Below are 14,203 nucleotides of genomic sequence, written 5' to 3' on the forward strand. Positions count from 1 at the left end.
AAGTGCTGCAGCTGTGGTAGGATAATGCGGTGAAAGATGCAGCCAGCCGGTCCGGTCTGTACAGTACACCCCTTAAAAGGAGACATTGTGGTCAAGCCAATTTTACAACTGATAGTTGCCGCCAGCCTGTTGTTCAGCACTCTTGTGAGTGCCGACACCGATGCGCTTAAACAAAAAATAGAAAGCACACTGGGTATGCAGGTCACAGCGATAAAAGCTGCCCCGGTGGCCGGTTTATTACAGGTCACCACCGACAAAGGCCTGTTTTATGTCAGCGAAGATGGCCGCTATTTCATGCAGGCACGCATTTTTGACCTGCAACAGGGCATGAAAAATATCACTGAAACAGCCATGGCCGAGATGCGGTTGGACGGTTTGTCTGATTTTGCCGATGATGCGATTGTGTTTAAAGCCAACAATGAAAAGCACACAATCTCGGTGTTTACCGATATCACCTGTAGTTATTGCCGTAAAATGCACAAAGAAATCGACCAGCTCAATGCTTTAGGCATCACGGTGCGCTATTTTGCCTTCCCGCGTAACGGCTTGTCATCACCCACCTACCAGGACATGGTATCGGTATGGTGTGCCAGTAACCCACAACAGGCACTGACCAGCGCCAAGCAGGGCGATGATGTGGCGCAAAAACAATGCAACAACACAGTGGCCCAGCAGTTTGAGTTTGGCCAGTCAATCGGCGTCAATGGCACGCCCAATATTATTTTAGAAGATGGCACCTTGATTCCCGGCTATCAGCCTGCCGGCGTGCTGGCGCAGATCCTGGACCAGCAAGGCTAAGCGTTTCCAACAAGATTTAGCGTAAATAGCGAAAACCGCCAGTCGGGACAGGTTACCGAATGGACGGTTTTCGCGCTATCATACCCCTCTACTTTTTAAGATTGTCGTAAGGTCATAACACTATGGGATTGCCTATTGCCCGGCGTGAGCTGACGCCCACTCCTTTATGCCACTCATTGCATCCATTATTGGATCGCATTTACCGGGGCCGTCAGGTTACCTCGCTGAACGAGTTGGAAACAGCCGCCGGCGAGCTGGCCCATGTGAGTCAGCTCAAGGGCACTGACACAGCGGCAGCGCTGTTGTGTGAAGCCATCGTGGCCGGTAAGCGGGTGGTGATTGTGGGTGACTTTGATGCCGATGGTGCCACCAGCACCGCGGTCTGCATGCTGGCGCTCAAACAAATGGGGCTGACTAAGGTGAGCTACCTGGTGCCCAACCGGTTTGATTTTGGCTATGGCTTAAGCCCGGAAATTGTAGATGTGGCCTGCGATGAAGGCGCCGAGGTGATTGTCACCGTAGATAATGGCATCGCCTGCTTAGAGGGGGTGGCTCGGGCCAAGGCGCGTGGCCTGACCGTGATTGTTACCGACCACCATTTGCCCGGCCCGACCTTACCCGAGGCCGATGCCATCGTGAACCCTAACCAGCCCGGCTGTGAGTTTATCTCCAAAAATCTGGCCGGAGTGGGTGTGGCATTTTATCTTATGCTAGCCATTCGCGCCCGGTTGCAACAGCAAAACTGGTTTAGCGACCAGGGGCTGAGTACGCCCAACCTGGCCAATCTGCTGGACATAGTCGCGGTAGGCACGGTGGCCGACGTGGTGCCGCTGGATAAAAATAACCGGATCTTGGTGCACCAGGGCTTACAACGGATCCGGGCCGGGCGCTGCCGCCCGGGTATCAAAGCTATTTTAGAGGTGGCCAACCGGCAGCCGGCTGCCATCACCGCCACTGATTTAGGCTTTGTGGTGGGGCCAAGGCTCAATGCTGCCGGCCGTTTAGATGATATGGCGCTGGGGATCGAATGCTTATTGTGTGACGACCCCATGCAGGCTCGGTATATGGCCAGTGAGCTGGATCGTCTGAATCAGCAGCGCCGGGCTATTGAAACCGATATGAAAGCTGAAGCTGAAGCCGCTCTGGCCGCCGTCTCGGTGGACGATAACAGCTTGCCGGCCGGGCTGGTGTTATATAAAGCTGACTTTCACCAGGGCGTGATTGGCATTGTGGCCGGACGCTTAAAAGACAAATACAAACGGCCTACCATCGCCTTTGCCCATCAGGATGAGGACACCATCAAAGGCTCGGCCCGTTCAATCCAGGGCATTCATATTCGCGATGTGCTGGAACATGTTCATACCCAGCATCCTGGTATGATCAGCAAATTTGGCGGGCATGCCATGGCCGCCGGGCTATCGCTGCCGCTGGTTAATCTGGCTGATTTTAAGGCTGCCTTTGATCAGGCGGTAGCCGAGCAGCTGGCGGCAATTGGCCCGCAGCAGCACATTCTTACCGACGGCGAATTGAGTAAAGACGAGTTATCGTTATTGGTGGCTCGCTTACTCAAGCAAGCTGTGCCGTTTGGTCAGGGCTTTGAAGTACCAGTGTTTGACGGGGTGTTTGAGATTGTTAATCAGCGCCTGCTCAAACAGCAGCATCTTAAACTGACCTTACGCTTGAACTCGGGCGAAGAAGTGGATGCCATTGCCTTTAATGTCGACCCGAATGCCTGGCCCAATCACAATACCCGCCAGGTTCAGCTGGTATATCAGCTGGATGTTAACCAGTTTCGCGGAGTTGAGTCGGTGCAGTTACTGGTGCAGGAAATAGCCGCCTATGACCAGTGATGCAGACAAACTGACCGCCCGCCACCCGGCACTGGTGCACAGTGAGGGCCTCAAAGTGGTCTCACATGTACAGCGCGAAGAAGGGGAGTGGGTGCGCCACACCCTGATGCTACAAGATTATGATGTACCGTTTATCTTTCGTCGTCGCGGCCGCTATAAACCGCTGGTGGGGGCGCGGGTCAATCTGACCTATTATCCCCAGCAAGAGGAAATAGCCGGCGTGGTGTTTGAACAGATGAAAGTGGTACGGATCAAGCGAGCCTGACATTATGCGCGCTTCTGTATGGGTGGATGCCTATGTGCTGCACCGCCGGGCCTACCGCGAAACCAGCTATCTGGTGGATTTTTTTACCCTGCAAACCGGCCGGATTTCGGCGGTGGCGCGCGGCAGTCGCCAGGCTAAGTCTGACCGCAAAAGCTTGCTGCAACCCTTCGGCCCGGTACGCCTGCAACTTACCGGTAAATCTGAGCTAAAAACCTTAACCCAGCTGGAAAGTGGCGGCAAACCCTGGCCCCTGGCGGGCAATGCGCTGTTTTGCGGCTTGTATGTCAATGAAATTGTTAATCGCACATTACCGCCGGGACTGGCCAGCGAGGCTTTGTTTGACCGTTACCAGCAGGCGCTGGCGATGCTGGCTACCTCAGAGCCGGCCGATATTGCCTTACGCAGCTTTGAGTTTGCGTTACTTGATGAGATGGGCCAGCTACCCGACTGGTTAACCGATGCCCACACCGGCGCGCCGATTGAGGCGGAGCGCTGGTATGTGTTTGTGCCCGAGCAGGGCGTAGTAAGCGCCGCAGATCCCAGCCAGCCAGGCCGATTGTCAGGCCAGGCGCTGCAGCAAATGTGCGCACAGGACTGGACCCCGGCAGCTCGTCAGACCGCCAAATGGCTGGCACGCCAGGCTCTGGCCCCTCTGTTGGGAAACAAGCCATTAAAAAGTCGTGAATTATTCGCCCGAGGTCTGTGGCAGTAGCATTAATTTGCTACACTAGCGCCATTTATCGTACACCCTGATATTGCTGGATACGCCTATGAATGAGATTCTGCTTGGGGTCAATATTGACCATATTGCCACGCTGCGCAATGCGCGCGGTACCCGCTACCCGGATCCGGTGCATGCTGCGGATATTGCCGAGCGGGCCGGGGCCGACGGCATCACTGTGCATTTACGTGAAGACCGCCGCCATATTATTGATCGTGATGTGTTTTTACTGGCACAAACCATCAATACCCGGCTTAACCTGGAAATGGCGGTGACCGACGAAATGCTGGCTATCGCTGAAAAAGTGCAGCCCGCCTTTTGTTGTCTGGTGCCCGAAAAACGCCAGGAGCTGACCACCGAAGGTGGTCTGGATGTAGCAGGAAATCTTAGCCAGATCAAACAAGCCTGCCAGCGGCTGGCCGATGCCGGCATTCTGGTCAGTTTGTTTATTGATGCCGAACAAGCACAAATCGATGCGGCGCTTGCCTGCGGTGCGCCCTATATCGAAATTCATACCGGTAAGTATGCCGAAGCCAACACCGAGCAGGCCGCGGCCGAAGAACTGGCGCGGCTTAAAAGCGGCATTGAGTATGCGCATCAGGCAGGCCTGAAGGTCAATGCGGGGCATGGCTTGCATTATCATAATGTTAAGCCGGTGGCGGCCTTGTCACAAATCGTGGAGCTTAATATTGGCCACGCCATTATTGCTCGCGCCGCCTTTGATGGCTTGCACACCGCCGTGGCCGACATGCGCCGCCTGATGCAGGAAGCCCGCCTGGGTAGCCAGGTTGCCCGCTAATGGCCATCGTAGGGATGGGCACCGATATTGTGGAAATTGCCCGTATCGAGCAGGCGGTGGCGCGTACAGCGGCGTTTGCCCGGCGCATCTTAAGCCCGCCTGAGCTGATAGTGTATGAAACCCATGCCCAACCGGTGCGTTATCTGGCCAAGCGCTTTGCCGCCAAAGAAGCCGCGGTCAAAGCATTAGGCAGTGGTATCGGCCGGGGCGTGTCCTGGCAGCACATCAGTGTGTTAAATACCCCGCAGGGTGCGCCGGTGCTGACATTTTATGACGGCGCACTGGCACTGTGTGAAGAGCGCGGCGTCACCGGTTGCCATGTGTCATTATCGGACGAAGAACATTACGCGGTAGCCACCGTTATTTTAGAGCAATAACCCCTTGCCGGGGTGTTGTGCCTTACCACCCAGAGTCACCGAGATTACCCATGGTCAGCTTTTACAAACCCGCTAAAAAAACCCGTAAACCCGCGTCCTCAAAACCTGTTTCTGACATTGTTATCGATGAGCTGGATCTACAGGGCCACGGGGTCAGCCGGCAGGCGCGGCCAATCATGTTTGTCGAGGGCGCGTTGCCCGGCGAAACCGTTTCAGCAGTACTGATCTCGCAGCAAAAGCAGGTACACAAAGCGCGTCTGAGCAAGGTGCAGACTGCCAGCAAGTTGCGCCAGGCGCCATTTTGCCCATTGTACGAAAAGTGCGGCGGCTGTCAGCTGCAACATATTGATGCCGATCAGGCCTTAACGCTTCGCCAGCAGGCCATGGACAATTACTGGCAGCATCAATGGGGAGTGACTGAGCTACCCTGGCAAGCACCACTAACCGGGCCCCGTCCTGGATACCGGCGCTCGGCGCGTTTGGCCATTGATGCCAGAGACCCCAAGGCGATACGCATTGGCTTTCGTCAGCAGGGCGCCAAAACCATCGTTGATGTGCCGGCCTGCCCGGTGTTAGTGCCGGCCCTACAAGCCTTGCTGGCCCCGCTGCGCGAGCTTTTACAGGCGCAGTCTGCCAGCCGTCATCTGGGTCATGTTCATTTGCTGGCCGGTGATGAAGTGTGTCAGCTCTCGCTGCATGCCACCCGCGATGTGCCCGACAGTTTTATTCAGGCGCTGCATACGTTTGGCCAGACAGAACAGGTTAATGTGCGGCTGAGCGGCAAGCAGGCCCAGACGGTGTATGAGCAGGGCCCGGTGCTCTGTCAGACCGAGCCAGGCTTAGCGCTACAACCCGACAGTGACGATTTTATTCAGGTTAACGGGCCGGTCAATATTGCCATGATTGCTCAGGCTATCGACTGGCTGGCACCCCAGGCCGATGAGCAAATTGCTGACTGGTTTGCCGGGCTGGGCAATTTTAGTCTTTCGCTGGCGCAGCGCTGTGCGCAGGTTCATGCTGTAGAAGGCGTGGCGGCGATGGTGGCCAAGGGGCAGCGCCATGCCACCGCTCAGGGGATCACCAATATTCACTGGCAGCATCTGGACTTAAGCGATAGCCAGGCAGTGGCGCAGGCCCTGGCCAGCGGGCCGGATAAAATGCTGCTGGACCCGTCCCGCGAAGGCGCTGCCGAGGTGTGCGCACAACTGGCTAAGGTGCCGGTGGCTCAGGTGTTATATGTGTCCTGCAACCCCCATACTTTTACCCGTGATGCCCGCGAGCTATTAAAAGCCGGTTATCAATTGAAAAAAATCGGCCTGATTGAGATGTTCCCCTATACGCGTCACCTCGAGGTTATGGCATTATTCACCCATGCGCCGTAAGCAACTAGCAAAAGTGTAAGAGTATGGTATCCACACGGAAAGTTCACGAACCGGACCGCCCGCCCTTCGAAGCCTGGCTTGACAGCCTGGCCTTATCCACCGACACCTGCCAAAAATTGCGGGCCATTTCCAGTGCCCCGGAGCGCTTGCTGGTAGGCCAGGAGATGGTGGAGATCCTGGCGCAGCTCAATATGGATGATGTGACGTTGCAAACCGCGCTGATCTTACCCTACTGTGAGCAGCACCAGCTGGATGAAGAACACATCAGTCAGCAGTTTTCACCGGATATTGCGCATCTGGTGACGGGCGTACGGCGCATGGATGCCATCAAGGCGCTGCACGCCCGCCGCTCCGGCCTCAAGCAGGTGCCCGACGAGCAGCATATCGACAGTATCCGGCGCATGCTGCTGGCCATGGTGGAAGATGTGCGGGCGGTGGTGATCAAGATGGCCGAGCGCATCTGTGCGCTGCAGCAGGTCAAAAAAGCCGATGAGGAAACCCGCGTCATGGTGGCCCGCGAGTGTGCCACCATCTATGCGCCGCTGGCCAATCGGCTGGGCATCGGCCAGCTTAAATGGGAGCTGGAGGATTTGGCCTTTCGTTATCTGCATCCGGTGACCTACAAGCAGATTGCCCGTCAGCTGGATGGCAAGCGCAAAGAGCGCGCCCAGTATATCGATGATATTGTGCAGGAATTGCAGGGGCTGGTGGACGCGCAGCAAATCAAAGCCGAGGTCTACGGGCGGCCCAAGCACATCTATTCCATCTGGAAAAAGATGCACAAAAAGCATCTGACCTTTGAACAGTTATTCGATATTCGGGCGGTGCGCATCATCGCCGAGCGGTTGCAGGATTGTTATGCCGCACTGGGCGTGGTGCATGCCCAGTTCAAACATATTCCCAATGAATTCGACGATTATATTGCCACGCCCAAAGCCAATGGCTACCAGTCTATCCATACGGTGATTGTCGGTCCCGGCGGCAAGGCGGTGGAGATCCAAATCCGCACCCAGCAAATGCATCAGGATGCCGAGCTGGGGGTAGCCGCCCACTGGAAATACAAAGAAGGGGGCAGCGGTAAAGGCTCTGGATCGGAAGATCGCATCAACTGGCTGCGCAAAATTCTGCAATGGCAGGAAGAGGTGGCCGAGTCTGGCGACCTGGTGGAAGAGTTACGCAGCCAGGTGTTTGATGACCGGGTCTATGTGTTTACTCCCAAAGGGGATGTGATTGATTTGCCGCAGGGCGCCACCCCGCTGGATTTTGCCTACTATATTCACTCCAATGTGGGGCACCGCTGTATCGGGGCCAAAGTCAACGGGCGCATTGTGCCGTTCACCTATCAACTGCAAAGTGGTGATCAGGTGGAAGTGCATACCGGCAAAGCGCTTAACCCCAGCCGCGACTGGATGCATCCAGGCTTAGGTTATGTGCATTCATCGCGGGCGCGGGCCACCATCCATTCGTTTTTCAAAAAACAGGATAAAGAAAAAAATCAGCAAGCCGGCAAAGAGCTGCTGGAACGTGAACTACAACGCGCGGGCATTCCGCTTAAAATGGTACAACAGGCACCGGACAAGTTTAATCTGCACCAGGTGGATGATCTGTATGCTGCCATCGGGGCCGGTGATGTGCGGGTGATGTCAGTGGTGCATTATCTGCAACAGCAACTGGCACCGCCGACCCCCGAGCCCGAGATCAGTCCTAAACTCAAAACCCGCAAAGCGCCGGGTGCCAAGGGTAAGAGCGATACGGTGGTGGTCGAAGGAGTGGGCCATCTGATGAGCCAGCTGGCCAATTGCTGTAAACCAGTACCCGGAGATGCCATCATTGGGTATATCACGCAGGGCCGTGGTGTGAGCGTGCACAAAACCAGCTGTGAACAGTGTCAGCACCTAAGCGAAACCCATCCGGAGCGGCTCATTGAAGTTAACTGGGCGGATGCCTTGTCGGTGGGCTTTGAAGCCGAGTTATTGGTGTATTGCAGTGACCGCGATGGCCTGGTGCGCGATGTGACCACCGTGCTGGCCAACGAAAATGTGGCGCTGCTAGGGCTGAACAGCAGCACCGATAAGCCGCGGCGTACAGCCAGTATCGAGATTGCGGTGGAGGTCAGTGAACTGACCATCCTCAACCGGCTGATCACGCGACTTCAGCAGTTAAACGGAGTGGTGGATGTCAAACGCAAAGCCCACTGACCACACAGACAATCTGACCCGCCTGTTACAGATCATGGCCAGATTGCGCGACCCGCTACATGGCTGCGCGTGGGATAAACGCCAGACCATGCAATCGCTAACCCGCTATACCATCGAAGAAGCCTATGAGGTGGCCACCGCCATCGCAGAACAAGAGCCTGCGGCGGTGCGTGATGAGCTGGGCGATTTATTGTTTCAGGTGGTGTTTTATTGCCAGATTGCCCAGGAACGCGGCGAGTTTGATTTTTATGCGGTGGCCGGCACCATTGCCGATAAACTGGAACGGCGTCATCCGCATCTGTTTGCCGATCCGCCGCTGGCTGCTGAAGATCCGCGCGCGCAATGGCAATTTATTAAAGCCCAAGAGCAAGCAGAGCAGCGTGCCGGCAATAGCGTTTTTGATGGGGTCAGCGATGGCCTGCCAGCCCTGCTGTACGCCCAGCATCTGCAGCAGCGCTGCGCCGAGGTAGGCTTTGACTGGCCCGAGGTGGCGCCGGTGCTGGATAAAGTACGCGAAGAAGTGGACGAGATCAGTGCCGAGCTTGACCACATCCGCCCGGATCCAGCGCGGATCAGTGAAGAAATTGGCGATGCGCTGTTTGCGCTGGTCAATCTGGCCCGGCACTGTCAGGTGGATGCCGACACAGCATTGCGCCAGGCCAGTGTTAAATTTCGTCAACGGTTTCAAGGTATCGAGGAATTAGCCGGGCAGCACTTAGGCGAGCTTGAGTTGGATGAGCTGGAAGCTTTATGGCAACAGGTCAAAGCGACGGAAAAGGCAGCGCCTTAAGCGACTGACGAAACTGCTCTGGTTGCTGACTCCAGCGCGGCTCGGCAACGCGGTAGCTCAATCCTGGGTTGGTTAGCAGATGCACCACCCGCGGCTGATTGATCAGTATCATAGCTTGCTGGTGCTCCGGGTAGGCAGCAAACAGGTGCCCCAACTGGCCACTTTCCAATAATCGGTGCAGGCCCAGCTCAAGCCGTTGCTGTAGCTTGGGACGCAGGGGGGAGACAAAAAAGTATTCATAACTGGGGTAGCTAAGCCGGTGATGTTGTTCAATCACCAGGTGGCGGTTGGGCTGCTGCGCCAGATCACGGTGCACCTCAATCACATTGCGCGGGAAATAATCCACCAGCTGGCGGGAGAGCGAGCGATACATGGTGGTGTACCAATCACTCCAGTCTGCACCGGTCACGGTAAAACCATTTTGTCGCATGATGGCGAGATCCGGCCAATCACTGCCCTGAACCGCCGTAAGTTGTTTTAACTGCGCCAGCGTCAAATCAGCTGGAAAAGCTTGCTGGCGGGGCGCCACAATGGCAAATACGCGCTCGCCGCTCAATCCTTGCAATAGGGGAAAGCGCACGGGTAACAAGGTTTGTTCTAGCGTATCGCTGGTCACGGTCCACATCACATCGGCATCGCCGCTGGCGACCACCTGAATCTGGCGGCTTTGAGTCATGGGCACCGGGTGAGGCTGCAGGCGGGCCGGGCCATATTCGGCTTCGGTAATGGCCAGCGCCGAGGCAAGCACGGTTTGTTGATAGCGGCCATAAAACTGGCCGGAAAATGACTGGGTGTATGAGACGGGCTGCGCCTGGCAAAAAACAGCCACAACCATAAGCCAGCCACCTGCCAGCAGTGAGCACCAGAATCGCTGCCTGGCCTGCCAAAATCCGTTGTTGCGCATACTGTCACGCTTGCTAAGTCCGATAAGGCTAAAGGTAGCGCAGATTTTTTGCTTTACAAGCGTAAATTTTTGATTCTTGGGGGTTCGCTTTTTGCCCAAAATCTGTATAATTCGCGCCCTGCCCAGTTACACCCACCTTTGGGAAGGTGGAAGAATCGATTGGCTCGAAGGGGCCGGGAATTGATTTAATGGTGATGCCAACAGTCGTTGGGATCAGTAACGACGATTTTTTTCGGGTGAATTTAAATGAAAACTTTTGTTGCTAAACCAGAAACGGTACAACGTGACTGGTTCGTGGTTGACGCCACAGACAAAACATTAGGCCGTCTGGCTTCTGAAATTGCGCGCCGTCTGCGCGGTAAGCATAAGCCAGAGTACACGCCTCACGTTGACACTGGTGATTACATCATTGTTATCAATGCTGAAAAAGTTGCTGTTACCGGCAACAAAGCAAAAGGCAAGATGTATTATTCTCACACTGGTTACCCAGGTGGTCTGAAAGAAACAAACTTTGAAAAGCTGATTGCTCACAAGCCAGAGATGGTGCTTGAGAAAGCAGTTAAAGGAATGCTGCCAAAAGGTCCTCTGGGCCGCGCAATGTTCCGTAAAATGAAAGTTTATGCTGGTGGCGAACACGCTCACGCAGCTCAGCAACCACAAGTTTTGGACATCTAAGGAGCATTTGATATGGCAGATACTCAATACTACGGCACTGGCCGCCGCAAAAGTTCTACTGCTCGAGTGTTCCTGCGTCCAGGTACAGGTAACATCACGGTAAACAAACGTGCTCTGGATGAGTACTTTGGTCGTGAAACCGAGTGCATGGTTGTTCGTCAGCCGCTTGAACTGGTAGAAATGACTGAAAAGTTTGACGTTTACATCACTGTAGCCGGTGGTGGTTCAAACGGTCAGGCAGGCGCAATCCGCCACGGTCTGACTCGTGCTCTGATGGAGTACGATGAAGCGTTGCGTTCTCCGCTGCGTAAAGCTGGCTTTGTTACTCGTGACGACCGTCGCGTTGAACGTAAGAAAGTTGGTCTGCATAAAGCACGTAAACGTCCTCAGTTCTCAAAGCGTTAATTTTCGCTTTTTTACTGTGGCAAAAAACCCGGCTCCTGCCGGGTTTTTTTATGCCTGACAGTCAGTCGCCAGCCTGGCTCTATCCTACCTGTACCCCTCGCCGCCACCATCTCGCTTTTACTGTTGGTTAAATTTTTACCAGATTGACGCAGGAAGTCCTTGTAAACAGAAAGGCTTTTCCCGTATGATTTTGTACGAAAAATAACATATTATAAAAATATTCTTACAAGTCGGTAACGTTCTGCAGTTGCGTTAAAGACTGGCTGTTGTGGCCTGTATGAGGCGTCAGGAGCATCTGACATCGTAGCCACAACATTCCTAACCTGGAGACAATGTGGATGAGCGATGTACCTGTAGATGCGCAAGAGTCTGGGCCTGAGAAAGGATCGGGCGACTCAACCCGACGTCGTTTTCTGACTGTGGCCACCTCCGTAATTGGTGGGGTTGGGGTCATTGGGGCGGCAGTGCCCTTTATAGCGTCCTGGAATCCTAGTGCCAAAGCCAAAGCAGCCGGGGCCGATGTAGAAGTGGATATCAGTGCCATTGAGCCGGGTCAGCTTATCCGGGTAATGTGGCGCAGCAAACCGGTGTGGATTGTACGCCGGCCACCCGAAGTCATCGAAGCCTTATCGGCGCATGAAAGCCAGCTTAAAGATCCCAACTCAGAAGCCGAGCAGCAGCCGGCCTTTGCGCAAAATTTTTATCGCTCATTAAAAGAAGAATACCTCATCCTGGTGGGGATCTGTACTCACCTGGGTTGCTCACCGCAGTACCTGAAAAATGGCGCCTTTGACAAAATTGTTCAGGGCGTGCCCAATGGCTTTTTCTGCCCCTGCCATGGTTCAAAATTCGATATGGCCGGGCGGGTATTCCAAAGTGTGCCGGCACCTCTGAACCTGGTGGTGCCTCCTTACCAATACATCAATGACACCACCGTGCTCATTGGGTCCACCGAGCAGGAGGCATAATGGGTAAGTTCATGTCCTGGATAGAGGCGCGCATTCCGTTGATGCGGGTGGCCAACATGCACGCCATCCAATATCCCGCACCCAAAAATATGAATTTTTGGTATGTTTTTGGTTTTTTGGCCACTATCGTACTGGTCAATCAAATCATCACCGGCATATGGCTGACCATGAATTATGTGCCCACCGCAGAAGGCGCGTTTGCCTCGGTGGAATACATCATGCGCGAAGTCGACTACGGCTGGGTCATTCGCTATATGCACAGTACCGGCGCTTCTGCGTTCTTCATTGTGGTGTATTTGCATATGTTCCGGGCCATGATCTATGGCTCATACCAAAAACCCCGCGAACTGTTGTGGGTCTTTGGAATGTTTATCTATCTGTCACTGATGGCCGAAGCCTTTATGGGCTATGTGCTGCCATGGGGTCAGATGTCCTACTGGGGCGCTCAGGTAATTGTGTCACTGTTTAGCGCTATTCCGGTTATTGGCCCGGATCTGGTGATTTGGCTTCAGGGGGATTATGTGATCTCCGGGGCGACCCTGAACCGCTTTTTTGCATTACATGTGATAGCACTGCCACTGGTGATTGTCATCTTAGTGTTTTTGCACATTGTGGCGTTGCATGAAGTGGGCTCGAACAACCCTGATGGTGTGGCCATCAAGCACAAAAAAGGCTCATTGAGTGAGAGTGAAAAGACGCCGTATAAAATCCATGAGTATTACACCAGTAAATACGATATTGCCGATGATGTAGTGCCGTTTTTCCCCCACATTGTGCTTAAGGATCTGGTGGCATTTTGTGTATTCCTGGCGTTGTTCTGCTACATCATGTTTTTTACCCCCGAAGTAGGCGGTAAATTTTTGGAGCATCCAAACTTTGAAATCGCTAACCCGTTAAAGACGCCTGAACATATCTTCCCGGTGTGGTATTTCACGCCCTTCTACGCCATCTTAAAAGCGGTGCCGGATAAACTGTTTGGGGTACTGGCGATGTTTGGAGCTATTGGCGCGCTGTTTGCCATGCCCTGGATTGACCGCGGCAATGTGAAATCCTGGCGTTATCGCTGCGGCCTGCACAAAGTCAATTTGCTGGTGTTTGCAGCGGTCTTTATTTTCTTGGGGTACCTGGGCGGTACGCCGCAGGAGCCGTGGAAAATCATTGCCTCGCAAATCGCCACTGTGATGTATTTTGGCTTTTTTGTCGCGCTGTTTTTGTACAGCAAAAATGAAAACACCAAGCCTGTGCCTGCGAGGATCCCTAAATGAAGCAATTGATTGCCCTGGTAAGTTTGCTGTGTATGCCGTTGGCCGCGCTGGCGGCCAGCAGCCAGGTGCCGCTGGATGAGGCACCCATTGACCTGACCGACAAAGCCTCATTGCAGCGCGGTGCCAAGATCTTTATGAACTATTGTTCTGGCTGCCACTCCATGCAATATCAGCGCTACGCGCGCACCTTTAACGACTTGCGTATTCCAGAAGAGCTGGGCGAAGAGTATCTGCAATTCACTGGTGATAAGGTCACCGATTACATGCAACGGGCTATGCCTGAAGAAGCCGCCGGCACCTGGTTTGGTGCGCCCCCTCCGGATTTGACTTTGGTGGCACGGGTGCGTGGTACCGACTGGTTGTACACCTACTTGCGGACATTTTATGTCGATGAAAGCCGGCCGTTTGGCGTCAACAATAAGGTATTCCCGGAAGTGGGGATGCCGCATGCCTTGCAGGCCTTGCAAGGCACTCCGCGGGAAACCTATGAAGAGGTGATGGTGGACGGCGAGATGGTAGAACGGTATGTGGGGATCCGCTCGGACGGCGACGGTGAATTATCTGCCGATGAGTACGACCAGGCGGTGGGGGATCTGGTCAACTTTTTGGAATACACCGGTGAGCCCTTCCGGTTACAGTCTGAACAAATTGGCAAATGGGTGCTGGTATTTATTCTGGTGCTGTTTGTATTTGTTTTTCTTCTGAAAAAAGATTACTGGCGAGAAGTACACTAATCGCACGAAATTCTGTATAATGCGTTAGGGGGCTATGGGCCCCCTTTTTCAGCTTAAGGCGCACTGCTTTTT

Annotated in this window: 15 protein-coding genes; 14 read left to right on the top strand and 1 reads right to left on the bottom strand. The window is 54.3% G+C overall.

Annotation, left to right across the window (positions count from 1 at the left end):
* Positions 1-87: 87 nt before the first annotated feature.
* The 9 genes from dsbC (at position 88) to mazG (ending at position 9,180) form a co-directional block, all read left to right on the top strand.
* Positions 88-798 (top strand): bifunctional protein-disulfide isomerase/oxidoreductase DsbC, encoded by a 711-nt coding sequence (gene dsbC, locus ACTUJZ_RS06345; protein ID WP_463635451.1) that lies wholly within the window; start codon positions 88-90, stop codon positions 796-798.
* Between the two features lie 122 nt (positions 799-920).
* Complete coding sequence (gene recJ / locus ACTUJZ_RS06350) at positions 921-2,648, top strand: single-stranded-DNA-specific exonuclease RecJ (RefSeq protein WP_463635452.1); 1,728 nt, start codon at positions 921-923, stop codon at positions 2,646-2,648.
* The gene (locus ACTUJZ_RS06355; RefSeq protein WP_463635453.1) at positions 2,638-2,913 is read left to right on the top strand and encodes a hypothetical protein; all 276 of its coding nucleotides are present in this window, start codon (positions 2,638-2,640) and stop codon (positions 2,911-2,913) included. The genes recJ and ACTUJZ_RS06355 overlap by 11 nt, the downstream gene beginning before the upstream one ends.
* 4 nt (positions 2,914-2,917) lie before the next feature.
* A complete protein-coding gene (gene recO / locus ACTUJZ_RS06360; protein ID WP_463635454.1) occupies positions 2,918-3,625 on the top strand; it encodes a DNA repair protein RecO in 708 nt (235 codons plus the stop codon).
* A gap of 58 nt (positions 3,626-3,683) precedes the next feature.
* Positions 3,684-4,433: a pyridoxine 5'-phosphate synthase gene (gene pdxJ / locus ACTUJZ_RS06365; RefSeq protein WP_463635455.1), complete on the top strand. Its 750-nt coding sequence runs from the start codon at positions 3,684-3,686 to the stop codon at positions 4,431-4,433.
* Positions 4,433-4,810: a holo-ACP synthase gene (gene acpS, locus ACTUJZ_RS06370; RefSeq protein WP_463635456.1), complete on the top strand. Its 378-nt coding sequence runs from the start codon at positions 4,433-4,435 to the stop codon at positions 4,808-4,810. The genes pdxJ and acpS overlap by 1 nt, the downstream gene beginning before the upstream one ends.
* Positions 4,811-4,860: 50 nt before the next feature.
* Positions 4,861-6,192: a 23S rRNA (uracil(1939)-C(5))-methyltransferase RlmD gene (gene rlmD / locus ACTUJZ_RS06375; RefSeq protein WP_463635457.1), complete on the top strand. Its 1,332-nt coding sequence runs from the start codon at positions 4,861-4,863 to the stop codon at positions 6,190-6,192.
* Between the two features lie 23 nt (positions 6,193-6,215).
* Positions 6,216-8,390, top strand: a complete 2,175-nt coding sequence (gene relA, locus ACTUJZ_RS06380) for a GTP diphosphokinase (protein ID WP_463635458.1) — start codon at positions 6,216-6,218, stop codon at positions 8,388-8,390.
* Complete coding sequence (mazG, locus tag ACTUJZ_RS06385; RefSeq protein WP_463635459.1) at positions 8,368-9,180, top strand: nucleoside triphosphate pyrophosphohydrolase; 813 nt, start codon at positions 8,368-8,370, stop codon at positions 9,178-9,180. The genes relA and mazG overlap by 23 nt, the downstream gene beginning before the upstream one ends.
* On the opposite strand, the gene ACTUJZ_RS06390 is transcribed toward mazG, so the two are convergent.
* A complete protein-coding gene (locus ACTUJZ_RS06390; protein ID WP_463635460.1) occupies positions 9,152-10,015 on the bottom strand; it encodes a hypothetical protein in 864 nt (287 codons plus the stop codon). The genes mazG and ACTUJZ_RS06390 overlap by 29 nt on opposite strands.
* A 315-nt stretch (positions 10,016-10,330) precedes the next feature.
* On the opposite strand from ACTUJZ_RS06390, the gene rplM reads away from it, so the two are divergent.
* The 5 genes from rplM (at position 10,331) to ACTUJZ_RS06415 (ending at position 14,131) form a co-directional block, all read left to right on the top strand.
* A complete protein-coding gene (rplM, locus tag ACTUJZ_RS06395) occupies positions 10,331-10,759 on the top strand; it encodes a 50S ribosomal protein L13 (protein WP_463635461.1) in 429 nt (142 codons plus the stop codon).
* A gap of 12 nt (positions 10,760-10,771) precedes the next feature.
* A complete protein-coding gene (gene rpsI / locus ACTUJZ_RS06400; RefSeq protein ID WP_463635462.1) occupies positions 10,772-11,164 on the top strand; it encodes a 30S ribosomal protein S9 in 393 nt (130 codons plus the stop codon).
* 338 nt (positions 11,165-11,502) lie between these two features.
* Complete coding sequence (gene petA / locus ACTUJZ_RS06405) at positions 11,503-12,132, top strand: ubiquinol-cytochrome c reductase iron-sulfur subunit (protein ID WP_463635463.1); 630 nt, start codon at positions 11,503-11,505, stop codon at positions 12,130-12,132.
* The gene (locus ACTUJZ_RS06410) at positions 12,132-13,397 is read left to right on the top strand and encodes a cytochrome b (RefSeq protein ID WP_463635464.1); all 1,266 of its coding nucleotides are present in this window, start codon (positions 12,132-12,134) and stop codon (positions 13,395-13,397) included. The genes petA and ACTUJZ_RS06410 overlap by 1 nt, the downstream gene beginning before the upstream one ends.
* Positions 13,394-14,131, top strand: a complete 738-nt coding sequence (locus ACTUJZ_RS06415) for a cytochrome c1 (protein ID WP_463635465.1) — start codon at positions 13,394-13,396, stop codon at positions 14,129-14,131. The genes ACTUJZ_RS06410 and ACTUJZ_RS06415 overlap by 4 nt, the downstream gene beginning before the upstream one ends.
* Positions 14,132-14,203: the final 72 nt, after the last annotated feature.

It is taken from the genome of Alteromonas sp. WD8-37, from assembly GCF_055326825.1.